The organism is Devosia sp. Z11_6 (assembly GCF_058133665.1).
Window position 1 is genome coordinate 85,467 of record NZ_JBYUNQ010000001.1, and the last position, 16,358, is coordinate 101,824.

17 protein-coding genes are annotated in these 16,358 nt (G+C 63.5%); 5 read left to right on the forward strand and 12 right to left on the reverse strand.

The genetic code is table 11. From position 1 onward, the window contains the following. Window positions 1-5: 5 nt before the first annotated feature. Window positions 6-695, forward strand: coding sequence for an aspartate/glutamate racemase family protein (locus AC3YMN_RS00440; RefSeq protein ID WP_489888511.1), 690 nt, complete (start codon window positions 6-8; stop codon window positions 693-695). Window positions 696-748: 53 nt separating this feature from the next. On the opposite strand, the gene AC3YMN_RS00445 is transcribed toward AC3YMN_RS00440, so the two are convergent. The 6 genes from AC3YMN_RS00445 to AC3YMN_RS00470 form a co-directional block, all read right to left on the reverse strand. After that, window positions 749-1,174, reverse strand: coding sequence for a F0F1 ATP synthase subunit epsilon (locus tag AC3YMN_RS00445; RefSeq protein WP_489888512.1), 426 nt, complete (start codon window positions 1,172-1,174; stop codon window positions 749-751). 87 nt (window positions 1,175-1,261) lie between these two features. Then, window positions 1,262-2,701 (reverse strand): F0F1 ATP synthase subunit beta, encoded by a 1,440-nt coding sequence (gene atpD / locus AC3YMN_RS00450; protein WP_127754211.1) that lies wholly within the window; start codon window positions 2,699-2,701, stop codon window positions 1,262-1,264. A 21-nt stretch (window positions 2,702-2,722) separates the two neighbouring features. After that, window positions 2,723-3,613, reverse strand: a complete 891-nt coding sequence (locus AC3YMN_RS00455) for a F0F1 ATP synthase subunit gamma (RefSeq protein WP_172124511.1) — start codon at window positions 3,611-3,613, stop codon at window positions 2,723-2,725. A 24-nt stretch (window positions 3,614-3,637) separates the two neighbouring features. Next, window positions 3,638-5,173 carry a F0F1 ATP synthase subunit alpha gene (atpA, locus tag AC3YMN_RS00460; RefSeq protein WP_172124509.1) on the reverse strand — a complete coding sequence of 512 codons (1,536 nt, stop codon included), beginning with the start codon at window positions 5,171-5,173 and terminating at the stop codon, window positions 3,638-3,640. Next, complete coding sequence (locus AC3YMN_RS00465) at window positions 5,174-5,734, reverse strand: F0F1 ATP synthase subunit delta (protein WP_489888513.1); 561 nt, start codon at window positions 5,732-5,734, stop codon at window positions 5,174-5,176. A gap of 261 nt (window positions 5,735-5,995) precedes the next feature. Then, window positions 5,996-8,164, reverse strand: coding sequence for a primosomal protein N' (locus tag AC3YMN_RS00470; RefSeq protein ID WP_489888514.1), 2,169 nt, complete (start codon window positions 8,162-8,164; stop codon window positions 5,996-5,998). A gap of 96 nt (window positions 8,165-8,260) precedes the next feature. Here AC3YMN_RS00470 and AC3YMN_RS00475 point away from each other — a divergent pair, with 96 nt between their 5' ends. Further along, window positions 8,261-9,190 (forward strand): tyrosine recombinase XerC, encoded by a 930-nt coding sequence (locus AC3YMN_RS00475; protein ID WP_489888515.1) that lies wholly within the window; start codon window positions 8,261-8,263, stop codon window positions 9,188-9,190. 92 nt (window positions 9,191-9,282) lie between these two features. After that, window positions 9,283-10,197, forward strand: a complete 915-nt coding sequence (locus AC3YMN_RS00480) for a hypothetical protein (RefSeq protein ID WP_489888516.1) — start codon at window positions 9,283-9,285, stop codon at window positions 10,195-10,197. A 62-nt stretch (window positions 10,198-10,259) separates the two neighbouring features. Here AC3YMN_RS00480 and AC3YMN_RS00485 read toward each other — a convergent pair whose 3' ends face one another. From AC3YMN_RS00485 to sdhC, 4 genes are all read right to left on the reverse strand, one after another. Next, on the reverse strand, window positions 10,260-11,042 hold the full coding sequence (locus AC3YMN_RS00485; protein ID WP_127754204.1) for a succinate dehydrogenase iron-sulfur subunit: 783 nt from the start codon (window positions 11,040-11,042) through the stop codon (window positions 10,260-10,262). A gap of 87 nt (window positions 11,043-11,129) precedes the next feature. Continuing rightward, the gene (gene sdhA / locus AC3YMN_RS00490; protein ID WP_489888517.1) at window positions 11,130-12,932 is read right to left on the reverse strand and encodes a succinate dehydrogenase flavoprotein subunit; all 1,803 of its coding nucleotides are present in this window, start codon (window positions 12,930-12,932) and stop codon (window positions 11,130-11,132) included. A gap of 6 nt (window positions 12,933-12,938) precedes the next feature. Next, entirely contained in the window at window positions 12,939-13,331 is a 393-nt protein-coding gene (gene sdhD / locus AC3YMN_RS00495; protein WP_172124495.1) for a succinate dehydrogenase, hydrophobic membrane anchor protein, read from the reverse strand. After that, window positions 13,331-13,720, reverse strand: a complete 390-nt coding sequence (gene sdhC, locus AC3YMN_RS00500; protein WP_172125132.1) for a succinate dehydrogenase, cytochrome b556 subunit — start codon at window positions 13,718-13,720, stop codon at window positions 13,331-13,333. The genes sdhD and sdhC overlap by 1 nt, the downstream gene beginning before the upstream one ends. A gap of 210 nt (window positions 13,721-13,930) precedes the next feature. On the opposite strand from sdhC, the gene AC3YMN_RS00505 reads away from it, so the two are divergent. Next, window positions 13,931-14,500 carry an NUDIX domain-containing protein gene (locus AC3YMN_RS00505; protein WP_489888518.1) on the forward strand — a complete coding sequence of 190 codons (570 nt, stop codon included), beginning with the start codon at window positions 13,931-13,933 and terminating at the stop codon, window positions 14,498-14,500. On the opposite strand, the gene AC3YMN_RS00510 is transcribed toward AC3YMN_RS00505, so the two are convergent. Beyond that, entirely contained in the window at window positions 14,497-14,703 is a 207-nt protein-coding gene (locus AC3YMN_RS00510) for a DUF1737 domain-containing protein (RefSeq protein ID WP_127754200.1), read from the reverse strand. The genes AC3YMN_RS00505 and AC3YMN_RS00510 overlap by 4 nt on opposite strands. A gap of 72 nt (window positions 14,704-14,775) precedes the next feature. Between AC3YMN_RS00510 and AC3YMN_RS00515 the strand changes: the two genes are divergently transcribed. Further along, window positions 14,776-15,417, forward strand: coding sequence for a carbonic anhydrase (locus AC3YMN_RS00515; protein ID WP_172124489.1), 642 nt, complete (start codon window positions 14,776-14,778; stop codon window positions 15,415-15,417). On the opposite strand, the gene AC3YMN_RS00520 is transcribed toward AC3YMN_RS00515, so the two are convergent. Continuing rightward, window positions 15,398-16,291, reverse strand: coding sequence for an EamA family transporter (locus AC3YMN_RS00520; RefSeq protein ID WP_489888519.1), 894 nt, complete (start codon window positions 16,289-16,291; stop codon window positions 15,398-15,400). The genes AC3YMN_RS00515 and AC3YMN_RS00520 overlap by 20 nt on opposite strands. Window positions 16,292-16,358 lie beyond the last annotated feature (67 nt).

A 16,358-nucleotide genomic window follows, 5' to 3' on the forward strand; every position in this document is an offset into this window, starting at 1 on the left:
CGGCAATGAAAACCATCGGCCTCATCGGCGGCATGAGCTGGGAATCCACCGCCCATTACTATGGGGCTCTCAACCGCGAAACGGCCCGGCTACGAGGTGGGCTGCATTCAGCGCCCATTCTCCTGCATTCCCTTGATTTTGCCCCCATTGCCCAATTGCAGGCCGCAGGGGAGTGGGGCCGCGCCGGCGAGCGGTTGGCGCAAAGCGCCCGCGCGCTCGAAGGAGCAGGGGCCGAGCTGATTGTGCTGGCGACCAACACCATGCACCATGTCGCCGACGCCATCACCGCGGCCATCACCGTGCCCTTTATCCATATCGCCGATCCCACCGCCGATGCGCTGCAGGCGGACGGCATGGAGCGAGTAGGGCTCCTTGGCACCCGCTTCACCATGGAAATGCCGTTCTACCGCGAGCGGCTGGTAGCGCGGGGCCTTGAGGTGCTGGTGCCCGAAGTCGGGCGCACCAATCTGCACGGCATTATCTATGAAGAGCTGTGCCGGGGCATCGTGCGCGAGGAATCGCGCCGTGTTTACGTCTCGGCCATCGAGCTCTTGGCGGCGCGCGGCGCCGATGCGGTGATCCTGGGCTGCACCGAGATCAACATGCTGATCGATGACAGCACCAGCCCCTTGCCGGTCTATGACACGACCGAACTGCACGCCAAGGCGCTTGTTGCTGCGGCCTTGGCCGACTGAAGCGAAAAACGGACCCCAGGAAACAAAAAAGCCCGGCAGTGCCGGGCTTTGGTTTAGTTGGCGTGGGCGCCGTTGAGATAAGACGCTTCCTGCGCCAGGTTCAGCAAACCGCTGACCACTTCCTGGGCGAAGCTGCGCTCCTCGGGAGTGTTGGCGGCAGCCAGGGTCTGCTCGGCGGTGCGGATGCGGGCCTGCAGGTCTTCCTGGCCCAGTTCGGCAAACGGCACCGATTCTTCGGCAAGGATGGTCAGTCCTTCGGGTGACACATCGGCAAAGCCGCCGCGCACGAAAAACACGGCCTGGGCGCCCGCGTCACCGGTAACGGTGATGAAGCCGGTGCGCAGGGTGGTCATGAACGGGGCATGGCCCGCCATTACCGTGAAATAGCCTTCGGTCCCGGGAACAGAAACGGCGGTCGCTTGCTGCGACAGCACCAGGCGTTCGGGCGAAACGATCTCGAGCTTGAGGCCTTCAGCCATGCCGGCAATCCTTTGGGCGGTCCGCGCCCGACTGGTCGGGCAGGAGGAGAAAGAATGGTCCGGGCAGGGCGCCCGGACCGTTTAGCTTTAGGCGGCCTGGGCAGCCAGCTTCTGGGCCTTGGCCACAGCCATTTCGATGGTGCCGACCATGTAGAAGGCGGCTTCGGGCAGGTGGTCGTATTCGCCGTTCACCAGGCCCTTGAAGCCCTTGATGGTGTCTTCGAGCTGCACGAACACGCCAGGCGAGCCGGTGAACACTTCGGCCACGTCGAAAGGCTGGCTCATGAAGCGCTCGATCTTGCGGGCGCGCGCCACGGTGAGCTTGTCCTCTTCGGAAAGCTCGTCCATGCCAAGGATGGCGATGATGTCCTGCAGCGCCTTGTACTTCTGCAGGATTTCCTGCACGCGGCGGGCGGTCTGGTAGTGCTCGTCACCAACCACATTGGGGTCAAGGATGCGCGAGTTGGATGCCAGCGGATCCACGGCCGGGTAGATACCCTTTTCCGAGATCGCGCGGTTCAGCACGGTCACGGCGTCGAAGTGGGCGAACGAGGTCGCGGGTGCCGGGTCGGTCAAGTCGTCGGCGGGCACATACACGGCCTGCACCGAGGTGATCGAGCCCTTGTTGGTCGTGGTGATGCGCTCCTGCATGGCGCCCATATCGGTCGCCAGCGTCGGCTGATAACCCACCGCCGAAGGAATGCGGCCCAAGAGAGCCGACATTTCCGAGCCAGCCTGGGTGAAGCGGAAGATGTTGTCCACGAAGAACAGCACGTCCTGACCCTGGTCGCGGAAGTTCTCGGCGACGGTAAGGCCGGTCAGGGCGACGCGGGCACGGGCACCGGGGGGCTCGTTCATCTGGCCGAACACGAGGGCGCACTTGGAGCCGGCAGCGGTGCCACCGTTCTCGTGCGGGTCCTTGTTCACGCCCGATTCGATCATTTCGTGGTATAGGTCGTTGCCTTCGCGGGTGCGTTCACCAACGCCCGCAAACACCGAATAACCACCGTGTGCCTTGGCGACGTTGTTGATCAACTCCTGGATCAGCACGGTCTTGCCAACGCCGGCGCCGCCCATCAGGCCGATCTTGCCGCCGCGAGCATAAGGAGCCAGCAGATCCACGACCTTGATGCCGGTGACCAGCACCTGTGATTCCGGGCTCTGCTCGGCAAAGCTCGGGGCTTCCTGGTGGATGCCGCGACGCTCGACTTCGCCGATCGGGCCGGCTTCATCGATGGGCTCGCCGATCACGTTCATGATGCGGCCAAGGGTGGCTTCGCCAACGGGAACCGAGATCGCGCTGCCGGTATCGATCACCTGGGCGCCGCGCACGAGGCCTTCGGTGGTGTCCATGGCAATGGTGCGCACGGTGTTCTCGCCCAGGTGCTGGGCAACTTCGAGCACCAGGCGCGCGCCGTTGTTGGTGGTTTCCAGGGAATTCAGGATGGCGGGCAGATGCTCATCGAACGTGACGTCAACAACGGCACCGATGATTTGCGATACGCGACCGACCTTGGTGTCTGCCATTTGTTCGTCCTCGCTTGAAGGTTAGAGCGCTTCCGCGCCCGAAATGATTTCGATGAGTTCTTTGGTGATTTGCGCCTGGCGCTGGCGGTTGTAGCTCAGCTGCAGGGCGTTGATCATTTCACCGGCATTGCGGGTGGCATTGTCCATGGCGCTCATCTGCGCGCCGTAGAACGAGGCGCCGTTTTCCAGCAGCGCCCGGAAGATCTGCACCGAGATATTGCGCGGCAGCAGGTCCTCGACAATCGCCTCTTCGTTGGGCTCGTATTCATAGATCACGCCGGGAGCGGCCAGCTGGCCTTCGGCGCCGGCCGGCGTTTCGAGCCGGGCGGGAATGATCTGGGTTGCGGTCGGCACCTGGCTGACCACCGAACCGAACTTGGCGTAGAACAGCGTTGCCACGTCGAACTCGCCGGCGGCAAACAGCGCCAGCACGTTCTGCGCGATCTGGTTGGCCTGGGCGAACCCGACCTGCTTGACCTCGCGGAAGCTGACCGTATCGATGATGTGGTCAGGGAACTGGCGGCGCAGGATGTCGTGGCCCTTGCGGCCCACGGTCAGGATCTTGACGGTCTTTCCCTCGCTCAGCAGCCGGTTGGCATGGTCGCGGGCAAGGCGGGCGATGGAGGAGTTGAACCCGCCTGCGAGGCCACGTTCGCCCGTGGCCACGATCAGCAGATGAGTCTGGTCCCGGCCAGTGCCGGCCAGCAGCGGCGGGGCATTGGTCTGGCCCTCATAGACTGCGCCAAGGCTCGCTAGCACCCGGCCCATGCGCTCGGCATAGGGGCGGGCGGCTTCGGCGGCGTCTTGGGCGCGGCGCAGCTTGGCCGCCGCCACCATCTGCATGGCCTTGGTGATCTTCTGGGTCGATTTGACCGAGTCGATCCGGTTCTTGAGGTCCTTTAACGACGGCATGGGCCAGTCAACTCCTTGCAGGCTTTAGGCCGCGTAGGTCTTCTTGATGTCATCGAGTGCCGACTTGAGCTTGGCGCGCGTGTCGTCGCTGAGCTGCTTTTCGGACGCGATGGTCGAGAGGATCCCCGAATACTTGCCGCGCATGGCGCCAAGCACGGTCTGCTCGAAATGGCCGACCTTGGAAACGGGGATGGAGTCGAGATAGCCATTGGCGCCGGCGAAGATCACCGCCACCTGCTCTTCGGTCTTGAGCGGGCTGAACTGGGGCTGCTTGAGCAACTCGGTCAGGCGCGCACCGCGGTTCAGCAAACGCTGGGTCGAGGCATCGAGGTCCGAACCGAACTGGGCGAACGCCGCCATTTCGCGGTACTGCGACAGTTCACCCTTGAGCGAGCCGGCAACCTGCTTCATCGCCTTGATCTGGGCCGAACCACCCACGCGGCTCACCGACAGACCAACGTTCACGGCCGGGCGGATACCCTGGAAGAACAAATTGGTCTCAAGGAAGATCTGGCCGTCCGTGATCGAGATCACGTTGGTCGGGATATAGGCCGACACGTCGTTGGCCTGGGTTTCGATCACGGGCAGTGCCGTCAGCGAGCCCGAACCATGCGATTCGTTCATCTTGGCGGCGCGCTCGAGCAGGCGGCTATGCAGGTAGAACACGTCGCCGGGGTAAGCTTCGCGCCCGGGCGGGCGACGCAGCAGCAGCGACATCTGGCGGTAGGCAACGGCCTGCTTGGTCAGATCGTCATAGGCGATCACGGCATGCATGCCATTGTCGCGGAAGAACTCGCCGATCGCGCAGCCGGTGAAGGGCGCGATATACTGGAGCGGAGCCGGATCGGAAGCGGTTGCCGCGATCACGATGGAATAGGGCAGGGCGCCCGATTCTTCGAGCTGGCGCACGAACTGGGCCACGGTGGAGCGCTTCTGGCCCACGGCGACATAGATGCAGTACAGCTTCTCGCTCTCGGAAGCGCCGGCATCGTGCGCGGGCTTCTGGTTGAGGAAGGTGTCGAGGATGATGGCCGACTTGCCGGTCTGGCGGTCGCCAATGATCAGCTCGCGCTGGCCACGGCCGACGGGGATCAGCGCGTCGATGGCCTTGAGGCCGGTCGACATCGGCTCATGCACCGACTTGCGCGGCAGGATGCCGGGAGCCTTGACGTCGACGCGGCGGCGTTCGGTGTATTCGATCGGGCCCTTGCCGTCGATCGGATTGCCCAGGCCGTCGACAACGCGACCCAGCAGGCCCTTGCCCACGGGGGTGTCCACGATGGCGCCGGTACGCTTGACGACGTCGCCTTCCTTGATCGAGCGGTCGTTGCCGAAGATCACGACGCCGACATTGTCAGCTTCGAGGTTGAGCGCCATGCCCTTGATGCCGCCCGGGAACTCGACGAGCTCACCGGCCTGCACCTTGTCGAGGCCGTAAACACGGGCAATACCGTCACCGACGGAAAGCACCTGTCCGACTTCGGAAACCTGGGCTTCCTGGCCGAAATTCTTGATCTGGTCCTTGAGGATCGCAGAAATTTCCGCGGCTTTGATGTCCATTTACCCGACCTCTTTCATGGCGATCTTCATCGCGGTCAATTTTGTCTTGAGCGAAGAATCGATCATCTGCGATCCGACCTTCACCTGAAGGCCGCCGATCAACGAGGGATCGACCGATTGATGGAGCGTGACGGTCTTGCCGATCCGGGCGCGCAACGTCTCGCTCAGGGCATTGGCCTGCTCATAGCTGAGCGGGGTTGCCGAAACCACATCCGCGGTGACTTCCCCGCGTGCAGCGGCGGCCAGTTCCCGGAAGATGGTGATGATGCCGTCCAACGCGAACAAGCGGCCATTCTTGGCGACCAGCCGCAGGAAATTGGCGACCAGCGGATTGACGGTGGCCCGGGTCAGCAGGGCGTCGAGCGCGACTGACTTGGCTTCTGCAGTGATCACGGGGGAACGCAGGAAGCGGGAAAAGTCCTCGCTTTCGTTCATCAGCCGGGAAACGTCGGATAGTCCTGTCTCGACCGAAGCGAGCTGGTTCTCGCTCTGCGCCAGATCAAACAAAGCCGACGCGTATGGCCGGGCGATCTGGGTAAGCACTCCACTCTGCGCTGCCAATGCCGCATCACCCTCTTGGTTTACCCGTTCGCTCCGCCGCCTGTCCCGAAGGGGAAAGCCGGACGGTGCCAAGGCTTGTTCTTGCTTGAAAAAGGAGCAATCTGCCTGCTCCCTGGAAGTCAGGCCCGCTCTAACATAAGCGGCGCGCGCCTTGCAAGGCTCCCCCTGGGGATTCCACGACGGCGAAAGTGTCGCAGGTATGGCAAACCCGTCGGTGTGTCGCTTGGTCGCGGTTCTTTGTCTGGCCTATCATTGTGACGGTTACATGAAGCTGACGGGATCGATATCCACCTGCACACGCAGATTGCCGGTGGGGCGTTCCGCGCTTTGCAGCCAGAATCGCACATAGCCCGACAGGTCGAACTCCTTGCTGCTTTGCACCAGCAGCCGCACGCGGTGGCGGCCGCGCACCATGGCAACCGGCGCATCTGCCGGTCCGAACAAGCGCACCCGCTCGGTCATGGGAGCCGCCGAGAGCAGGCGCTTGGCGAAGTTCATCGCAATGTCATGCTCGTTGGCTGAAACGATCAGGGCCGCCAGCCGCCCGAACGGGGGCAGGATGCCCGCTTCGCGCGCCGCCAGTTCATGAGCATAAAAGGCCTCGCGGTCGCCCGTCACCATAGCGCGCATCACCGCATGATCGGGGTGGTAGGTCTGAAGGAACGCCTTGCCGATTTGCGAGGCCCGTCCGGCGCGGCCCGCTACCTGCGTCAGAATCTGGAAGGTGCGCTCGGCCGCGCGCGGATCACCATGGGCAAGGCCCAGATCGGCATCGAGCACCCCCACCACCGATAGTTTGGGGAAGTGATGCCCCTTGGACACCAGCTGGGTGCCGATGATGAGGTCATATTCGCCGCGGGTGATCTCGCTGAACCGCTCGCGCAACTGGGCATTGGTGCCCATGTCCGACGAGAGGATCACCCGGCGCGCATCGGGAAAGCGGGCGGCGGCTTCCTCGGCAATGCGCTCGATGCCGGGCCCCACCGGCACTAGCGCATCCACATCGCCGCAGGCGGCACAGTTTTTTGGCGCCCGAATCTCATGGCCACAATGGTGGCACATCAACACGCCGCGGAACCGGTGTTCCACCAGCCAGGCCGAGCAATCGGGGCATTGATACTGGTGCCCGCAGGAGCGGCAAAGGGTCAGCGGCGCATAGCCGCGCCGGTTGAGGAACAACAGCGCCTGTTCGCCCCGGTCGAGCGCCGCAAACACTTCACGCGCCAGGGTCGGGGCGATCCATTGCCCTTTTTCGGGCCCGTCGAGCCGCATGTCGATGGCGGTAATATTGGGCAGGCTCGCCGCGGCATAGCGGGCCGTCAGCAGCACATGGGCATAGCGGCCGGCATTGGCGTTGTTGCGCGTTTCGACCGAGGGCGTGGCCGAAGACAGGATCACCCGCGCCTTGGCGAAGCGGGCGCGCACAATGGCCATGTCGCGCGCATGGTAGTTGACGCCGTCCGATTGTTTGTAGGCGCCGTCATGTTCTTCATCGAGCACCAGCATGCCGAGTTCCCGGAACGGCAGGAAGAGCGCCGAGCGCGCCCCCACCACGGCGCGCACCGTGCCATCGAGCACGCCGCGCCAGACCCGGGCGCGCTGTAGCGGCGTCATTTCCGAATGCCACTCGGCCGGGCGGGTGCCAAAGCGCTTGGTGAAACGATCAAGGAAGGTGTGGGTCAGCGCGATCTCGGGCAAGAGGATCAGTGCCTGCCGGCCGGCGCGCAGCGTATCGGCCACCGCTTCGAAAAACACTTCCGTCTTGCCACCCCCGGTGACGCCATCGAGCAGCGCCACGCCGAACTCATGGGGATCAAGCGCCGTGACCTGCTCGAGCGCGGCTTGCTGCTCGGGATTGAGGCGCGCCACGCCCTCATCCGGATCGGGCGGCAGGGCCACGGGCGGGGGCGGGATTTCGAGCTTTTCCAGGGCACCGGCGCGTTCCAGCCCATCCAGCACCGATTGCGACACCCCGGCTGCACCCAGCAGAGCGGCCCGGGGCAGGGGCATATCATCGGTCAGCGTATCGAGCACGCGCAGGCGGGCCGGGGTCAGTTTTTCCGGCTCACAGCCGGTGCGGCGATAAGCGATCACCGGGCGGGGCGGATCGAGCGCTTCGCTCGAGCGCAGGACCGCTCGCAGCACCTGTCCCGGCGGCGCCAGCGTATAGCGCGCCACCCAATCGACGAGCTTGAGCAGTTCTTCTGACAGCGGGGGCACGTCATAGCTTTGGGCAATCGCGCGCAGCCGATTATGGGCAATCGTATCCTTGGGCGGACCCCAGACGACGCCCAGCGTCAGGCGCGGGCCCAGCGGCACCGCCACGATCGAGCCACGCTCAACCCGCATGCTTGGAGGCACGCTATAGGAATAGGGGCCCTCAACGGCTACCCCCACCATCACCGCTACGATATCTGGATGCTCGGTCATTTGTGCTTGTTCTGTTCGCATCCGCTACATAGGAAGCGCAAGTGATTCTGCCAAAGCCGCTACCCTTTGCTAACGCCCGCAGGCTAGCTTGAAGCCATGACCGACACCGCTTTTGCCACCGATGAATTCGTGCGCCTGCAGCTCTCGCTCTGGCAGCGCGAGCTTGGCGCGGTGCGGCGGCTCGCCGGAAACACGCTTGAGGCCTATGGCCGCGATCTCGATCAGTTCCTGAGTTTTCTGGCCGGTCACACCGGCGGTCCGGTGACCCTCCTCACCCTCAAGGAGTTGCGGGCCGCCGATATCCGCGCCTTCATGGCGCAGCGCCGATCGGAAAGCCTGGGCTCGCGCTCGCTCGCCCGGGTGCTCTCGGCCCTTAAATCCTTCTTTCGCTTCCTTGAGCGCGAGGGCGTGCTCACGACCGAGGCGCTCAACGTCATTCGCACGCCCAAGCAGCCGCGCGGCCTGCCCAAGGCCCTGACCGTGCCCGAAGCGCGCGACGCCATTGCCACCACGGGGCAAATGGAAGAGCGACCATGGGTCGCGGCGCGCGACATGGCCGTGCTTTCGCTCTGTTACGGGGCAGGTTTGCGTATCTCCGAGGCCCTGGCGATCAAGTCCGGCGACCTTGAGGGGGAAACGCTGCGCGTCACCGGAAAGGGCGGCAAGGTGCGCATGGTGCCGCTGATCGGACCGGTGCACAAAGCCATCGCGCTTTACCGCGAGCTTTGCCCGTTCAAGCTCTGGCCCGAGGATCAGCTGTTCCGGGGCGTCAAAGGCGGCGTGCTGTCACCCCGTTTGATCCAGCTGCGGGTGGAACAACTGCGCGGCGCTCTTGGCTTGCCGCAATCGGCAACGCCCCACGCGCTACGCCATTCCTTTGCCACCCATCTCCTCAGCCGGGGCGGGGATCTGCGCGCCATCCAGGAGCTGCTGGGGCATGCCTCGCTTTCAACCACCCAGATCTATACGGCAGTCGATACCGATCGACTGCTGGAAAGCTATCGCAAGGCCCATCCACGCGGGTGATCCGCCTGTCGCTAGCCCGTTTATCGGCCCCGCGAATGCTGTGCGCCGGGCTCAACTCGCGCTAAGTTGCCGCGAGCACAAAGGAGAGATCAGTGAAAGCGATCAACAAGCCATTGCCGGCCATGGCCTGCGTCCTGGTGCTGATGGGCAGCACGCTCGGATCGGCCTTTGGCGACAAGCTCTCCAATTCCCTTGAGCCCGCGCCCACTGCCGGCACCGCCGCTGATACGGGCGCTATCGACTGGGGGGACGATGCCGGCGAATGGGCCAATGATGGCGAGTGCGATGATCCGCGTTTCGAGGGCCAAGGCGTAGCCGTCGAACTGCTCGAGGCTGACCGGCTGCATGACGCCACCGATTGTCGTACGGCATTCGAAGGGGGGCGGATCACCTTGCGGCAGGGGAATGCGGCCAATCCACCCGCGGCGCCCGATTTTGGCGATAACACCAGCCAATGGGCCAATGACCACGAATGCGATGATCCGCGCTTTGAGGGTGCCGGTGTCGCTGACGAATTGCTCGAGGTTGACCGCATGCATGACGCGGCCGATTGCCGCGCCGCCTTTGAGGCAGGCACCATAACCCTGCGCGATCCCAATGCGCCCCCGCCCGTCGCCCAGTTCGATTATGGCAGCGATACCAGCCGCTGGGCCAATGACGGGGAATGCGATGATCCGCGCTTCCGCGGCGAAGGCACGAGCAAGAAGCTGCTGCCTGAGGATATACAGGCCGACGCCACTGATTGCCGGACGCTGGAAAGCGAGGGCAAGGTTTCCATCCGCGCCGTGTACCAGCCGAGTTACCAGGCCGGAGCACCCTATCCCACCAATGGCATCGATTTTGGCGACAACACTTCCGAATACGCCAATGACGATGAATGCGACGACCCACGTTTCGAAGGGCCGGGGTCGGCGCTGAACCGGTTCGAGGAGCATGCCATGCATGACAGCGCCGATTGCAAGGCCGCCTTTGAAGCCGGCTCCGTGGCGCTGGTGGAGCCGAACTAGGTTCTTTCAAATGCAAAACGGCGGGTCCATGACCCGCCGTTTTCTCATTCCAGTGCCATGCGTCACGCCGCGCGGCGCTCGACCATCATCTTCTTGATTTCGGCGATGGCCTTGGCGGGGTTCAGCCCCTTGGGGCAGACCTTGGCGCAGTTCATGATGGTGTGGCAGCGATACAGCTTGAACGGATCCTCGAGGTCGTCGAGCCGCTCCTGCGTGGTTTCGTCGCGCGAATCGATCAGCCAGCGATAAGCCTGCAGCAGGGCGGCCGGTCCCAGATACTTTTCCCCGTTCCACCAGTAGCTCGGGCACGAGGTCGAGCAGCAGGCGCACAGGATGCACTCATAAAGCCCGTCGAGCTTGGCGCGCTCGGGAACCGACTGCGTCCATTCCTTGGTCGGAGTTGGTGAAGTGGTTTTGAGCCACGGCTCGATGGCGCGGTGCTGAGCATAGAAATTGGAAAGGTCCGGCACCAGGTCCTTGACCACCGGCATATGGGGCAGGGGGTAAACCTTGATAGGCCCCGCCGAGTCATCCATGCCCTTGGTGCAGGCGAGCGTATTGAGCCCGTTGATGTTCATCGAGCACGACCCGCAAATACCTTCGCGGCAGGAGCGGCGCAGGGTCAGGGTGGGGTCGACCTTGTTCTTGATATAGAGCAGCCCATCGAGCACCATGGGCCCGCAATCATCGAGATCGACGAAATAGGTATCGATGCGCGGATTGTCGCCCAAATCGGGATCATAGCGATAGATCTGGTATTCCCGCAGGCGCTTGGCGCTCTGCGGCTTGGGCCAGGTCTTGCCCTTGAGCGGGCGATCGGCCTTTCGGAGCGTCAGCTCGGCCATGATGCGTATTCCTCTCTTAAGCGCCGCTGCGGCGGCACTGAGCTTGGTCTCGATCCAATATGCTGCACGAGGCTACCCGTCGCCCGCCTAGTATACGCGTGCCTTGGGCGCGATCTTCTTCAAATCAATGCCATCGGTCAGCGGGTCCACATGGACGGGGCGATAGCCCAGCCGCACGGCGCCGGTATCGGTGTCGATCCAGCTCAGCGTGTGCTTGCGCCAGTTGACGTCGTCGCGCGAAGGGAAATCCTCGCGGGCATGGGCGCCGCGCGATTCGTGCCGCGCTTCGGCCGACACCACGGTGACCATGGCATTGGCCATCAGGTTTTCGAGCTCGAGCGTTTCCACCAGATCCGAATTCCAGATCAGCGAGCGATCCGACACGCGCACATCGGCCATCTGGTTATAGATGGCGCTCATGCGCTGCACGCCCGATTGCAGGGTTTCGCCGGTGCGGAACACGGCGGCATCTTCCTGCATGGTGCGCTGCATGGCTTCGCGTAGGTCGGCCGTCGGCTGGCCGCCATTGGCGTTCCGCAACCGATCAAAGCGCGCCATGATCTTGTCGTCCTGGCTCTTGTTGATCGCCGGGACGGGTGCGGTGCGATCGAGCACCTTGCCGGCGCGCAGCGCGGCGGCACGGCCGAACACCACGAGGTCGGTCAGCGAATTGGAGCCGAGCCGGTTGGCGCCATGCACCGAAGCGCAGGCCGCTTCGCCCACGGCCATCAGGCCGGGCACGACGCGGTCGGGCTCGCTTTCGGTCGGGTTCAGCACTTCGCCATGATAGTTCGCGGGAATGCCGCCCATATTGTAGTGCACGGTCGGCAGCACCGGGATCGGCTCGCGCGTCAGGTCGACGCCGGCAAAGATCTTTGCTGACTCGGTGATGCCCGGCAGGCGCTCATGGAGCACCTTAGGGTCGAGGTGATCGAGATGAAGGAAGATGTGGTCCTTCTTGGGACCCACGCCCCGCCCTTCACGGATTTCGAGCGTCATGCAGCGGCTGACGACGTCGCGCGAGGCGAGGTCCTTGGCATTGGGGGCATAGCGCTCCATGAAGCGCTCGCCTTCCGAATTGGTCAGGTACCCGCCTTCGCCACGCGCCCCTTCGGTGATCAGCACGCCCGCGCCATAGATGCCGGTCGGGTGGAACTGCACGAATTCCATGTCCTGGAGCGGCAGGCCGGCGCGCGCCACCATGCCATTGCCGTCGCCGGTGCAGGTATGGGCTGATGTCGCCGAGAAATAGGAGCGGCCATAGCCACCGGTCGCCAGGACGACGAGCTTGGCGCGGAAGCGGTGCATGGTGCCGTCATCGAGCTTCCAGGCCATCACGCCCTGGCAAGAGCCATCCTCGCCCATGATCAGGTCGAGCGCGAAATACTCGATGAAGAACTGCGCGTCGTTGCGCAGCGACTGGCCATAAAGCGTGTGCAAAATGGCGTGGCCGGTGCGGTCGGCGGCGGCGCAGGTGCGCTGCACCGGCGGGCCTTCGCCATATTCGGTCATGTGCCCGCCAAAGGGGCGCTGGTAGATCTTGCCGGCTTCGGTGCGCGAAAACGGCACGCCATAATGCTCGAGCTCATAGATCGCCGCGGGCGCTTCACGCGCGAGATATTCCATGGCGTCGTTGTCGCCCAGCCAGTCCGACCCCTTGACGGTGTCGTACATATGCCACTGCCAGCTATCGGGGCCCATATTGGAGAGCGAAGCGGCAATGCCGCCCTGCGCGGCCACGGTGTGGCTGCGGGTGGGGAAGACCTTGGTGATGCAGGCGGTGTTGAAGCCCTGTTCGGCCATGCCCAGGGTCGCGCGGAGGCCGGCGCCACCGGCCCCTACCACCACCACGTCGAATTCGTGGTCGATGATCTCATAGGTGGAAGCCATCAGCCACTAACCCCAGAATACAAGCTTGAGAATGGAGAAGACGCCGATCACGGCAATCGCCAGCGTCCACATGGTGTTGAGCATCATGTAAAGGCTATAGGTGCGGCCGGCGAAATAGTCTTCGAGGATGTCGCGCATGCCATTGTGCATGTGCAGCGTCACAATGACGAGCAGCACGGCAAAGGGCAGGCCGATCCAGGCATTGCCGATCACCTCGACCATCTCGGCGCGGTCCTGGCCGGCGAGGCGCACCACGATGAAGATCAAAAAGCCCAGGAACACGATATTGCTGACGCCCGAGAGGCGCTGCAGGATGAAGTGGCTCGTCGAGGAGCGCGCATCCCCATATTTGCTTTTGGGATTGGCGATGGTGGCCTTGGAAATGATCTGTTCGCGCATCAGCGGCCAACCCACACGAAAATGGTCCAGACAACGAGGGTGAGGACAACCGAGGCCACGAGATTGGCCCAGCTCAGCGCCTCGCGCTGGCCAGCCTCATGGCCATAGATCAGGTCCCACACATAATGGCGCAAACCGCCCAGCATGTGGTGGATCAACGACCAGGTATAGCCAAACAGCACCAGCTGCCCGAGCCATGAGCCGTAGATGGCATTGACGACATTGAGGGGCTCCTCGCCCCAGGCGGCGGCTGCCAGCCACAGCACCAGCAGGGAAGAGCCGGCATAATTGGCGATGCCGGTCGCACGATGAACGATCGACATCGTCATCGTGATGGTCCAGCGATAGATTTGCAGATGGGGGGAGATCGGACGGGGTCTAACCGGCAATGCAGCCTCGCTGGCGCGGCAGAGCCGCTGCAGTTTGGAATAGTTCAAGACTTCTAGCGTCGAGCTGTCGCAAGGTCAAAGCCCGAAAACGTCTTGCAGGGATAAACTTTCGCCGCAATTGACCAATGTTGCCTCCTCGGCCGATCCCGCGCGGTTTGCGATGCCCAGGGCCATGGGCTAGAACGCCGGGGCAGAATCAAAGGGGCCGGCGTGAGCAAGCGGATCAAGGACGTTACTGTTGAAACCCTGGCCAATAACTGGGGCACGCTCACCAAGGCCAGCTTTGACTACCAGCGCAGCGATGGTTCCTGGCAGCATCAGGTGCGAGAATGCTATGACCATGGTCACGGCGCGGCCATTCTCCTGTTCGAGCCGGATGCGCGGACGGTCATCCTGATCCGCCAGTTCCGCTACCCCGTGTTTGCCGCCGGTGATCCAGCCTTCCTCGTCGAGGTTTGTGCCGGGCTTGTCGACAACGATCCGCCCCAAACCGCGGTGATGCGCGAGGCGCTGGAAGAAACCGGCTACGAGCCCTTCGGGGTCGAGCATATGTTCGACGCCTATATGAGCCCTGGCTCGGTGCAGGAAAAAGTCAGTTGCTATCTTGGGCTTTACCATGCCGGTTCGGCTGCCGCGGGCGGGGGGCTCGCCGATGAGGGCGAGGATATCGAGGTGCTCGAGCTGCCGCTCGCGGAAGCGCTCGCCATGATCGATCGGGGCGAGATCATCGATGGCAAGACCATCATGATGCTGCAATGGCTGGCGCTTAAGCGGCGCTAGTAGTCCACCAGCTTCTTGTCGGGATCATAGGGCTGGTCCGGGGCGACCCTGGTCACCGCCTGCCCGCAGCGCATCTTCTTGCTGAAGGCATCATAGGCATAGGTGGGCGAGCCATGCAGGCTCCAGCCTTCCGAAAGCGCCTTGGTGACCTTATGACAAAAACTCGCGTCGTCCTCACCCGACAAAAACCGGTAGATAATCATGCATGCCACCGATGCGCTGGCGCTGTTGCGCTGGAGTTGATCTCTTTGGCTCTTACAGCTAATTGAAAGCCCATGCACCGCTTTCCTGAACACCTTTTGAAGGGTCACGCCAATTTTATGGCGGGGCGCTATTCCCGGGAGCGCGATCGGATTCGCGACCTTGCCGCTTTTGGGCAAAATCCCACCACCATGATTATCGCCTGCTGCGACAGCCGCGCTGCGCCCGAGATGATCTTCGATGCGGGACCGGGCGAATTGTTCGTCCTGCGCAATGTCGCCAATCTCGTCCCCACCTACCAGCCCGATGGCGGCCAGCACGGCACCTCGGCGGGCATCGAGTTTGCCGTCAAGGCGCTGGGCATCGCCAATATCGTGATCATGGGTCACGGCCGCTGCGGCGGCATTCGCGCCGCGCTCGATCCCACGGCCGAGCCGCTCGATCATGGCGACTTCATCGGCAAGTGGATCGGCATGCTGGGCGAGTTGCCTAACCAGCTGGGCGCCAACAAGCTGCTGACCTCGGCCGAGCGGCAAACGGCGCTGGAGCGGATTTCCATCCGCAACTCCATCAATAATCTGCGCACCTTCCCCTATGTGGCCGAGCTCGAAAGCGCGGGCAAGCTGGCGGTACATGGCGCCTGGTTCGATATTTCAACCGGCGAGCTCTGGGTGATGGACAGCGAAACCGGCGACTTTATCCGCCCGGAGCTCTGATCGCGGCGTAAGCCGCCGGTTCGCGCCGGCGGATCACCGCCAAGCCAAGGCCGACGAGGATCAGCGCGCCCCCGGCGATCTCTGCCGGCCCGATAGTTTCCCCAAGAAACACGACGCCTGAGGCGATGCCCGCCACGGGCACGAGCAGGGTGAAGGGCGCCACGCTCGCGGTGGGGTAGCGCTTGAGCAGATTGCTCCACACCGCAAAACCGAACAGCGTATTGGGATAGGCGAGGAACGCCACCATGGCCGCGACCTGCCAGGTGGGGTGCGTCAGTGCATGAACGACCACGCCCGGACCATCAAGCGCCACCGACAACAAGAGCAGGGGCAGGGGCGCCACCAGGTTCCCCCAAACGGTGAAGCTCAGCATATCGATATTGCCGGCTTTCTTGGACACGATATTGGCGACGCCCCAGGCCATGGCCGCCGCAATGATGAGGGCGAAGGGCAAAAAGCCCATCCCCTCGAGCCCAACGCTGCCGATCAGGGCAATGCCGCCAAACGCCACCGCCACGCCCAGCAATTGCTGTGGCCGCGGGCGCTCGCGCAACACCACAAAGCCCAAAAGGATCGTGAACATGGCCTGCACTTGGAGCACGAGCGACGCCAGGCTCGCGGGCATGCCGAGGTAAATGGAGAGATTGAGCAGCGCATACAGCGCCACGCCCATGAACAGTCCATAGGCGATCACAAGGGGCCAGGGTGCATCGGGCCGGCGCACGAAGAACACGGCCGGCACGGCAGCAAAGAAAAACCGCAGCGCCGCGACCAGCACCGGCGGCAGTTCGGCAACGCTGAGCTTGATGACGGTGAAGTTGACGCCCCAGACGGTCACAACCAGAAGGGCGAGCAAAATATCGCGCGGAGACATGGAGGACCCTGCAGGCTGCGGGCTTGGCGGATCCCCGTCGGCCGCGTGAACAATGCCGGCCCCGCCT

Excerpts from the sequence above, each read along its gene's own strand:
- AC3YMN_RS00520 (WP_489888519.1), bottom strand. The coding sequence starts at position 16,291 with ATGTCTCCGCGCGATATTTTGCTCGCCCTTCTGGTTGTGACCGTCTGG.
- sdhD (WP_172124495.1), bottom strand. The coding sequence starts at position 13,331 with ATGCGCGAACAGATCATTTCCAAGGCCACCATCGCCAATCCCAAAAGC.
- AC3YMN_RS00475 (WP_489888515.1), top strand. The coding sequence starts at position 8,261 with ATGACCGACACCGCTTTTGCCACCGATGAATTCGTGCGCCTGCAGCTC.
- atpA (WP_172124509.1), bottom strand. The coding sequence starts at position 5,173 with ATGGACATCAAAGCCGCGGAAATTTCTGCGATCCTCAAGGACCAGATC.
- AC3YMN_RS00470 (WP_489888514.1), bottom strand. The coding sequence starts at position 8,164 with ATGACCGAGCATCCAGATATCGTAGCGGTGATGGTGGGGGTAGCCGTT.
- AC3YMN_RS00440 (WP_489888511.1), top strand. The coding sequence starts at position 6 with ATGAAAACCATCGGCCTCATCGGCGGCATGAGCTGGGAATCCACCGCC.
- AC3YMN_RS00510 (WP_127754200.1), bottom strand. The coding sequence starts at position 14,703 with ATGATTATCTACCGGTTTTTGTCGGGTGAGGACGACGCGAGTTTTTGT.
- sdhA (WP_489888517.1), bottom strand. The coding sequence starts at position 12,932 with ATGGCTTCCACCTATGAGATCATCGACCACGAATTCGACGTGGTGGTG.
- AC3YMN_RS00445 (WP_489888512.1), bottom strand. The coding sequence starts at position 1,174 with ATGGCTGAAGGCCTCAAGCTCGAGATCGTTTCGCCCGAACGCCTGGTG.
- AC3YMN_RS00485 (WP_127754204.1), bottom strand. The coding sequence starts at position 11,042 with ATGGCCGAGCTGACGCTCCGAAAGGCCGATCGCCCGCTCAAGGGCAAG.
- AC3YMN_RS00515 (WP_172124489.1), top strand. The coding sequence starts at position 14,776 with ATGCACCGCTTTCCTGAACACCTTTTGAAGGGTCACGCCAATTTTATG.
- atpD (WP_127754211.1), bottom strand. The coding sequence starts at position 2,701 with ATGGCAGACACCAAGGTCGGTCGCGTATCGCAAATCATCGGTGCCGTT.
- AC3YMN_RS00455 (WP_172124511.1), bottom strand. The coding sequence starts at position 3,613 with ATGCCGTCGTTAAAGGACCTCAAGAACCGGATCGACTCGGTCAAATCG.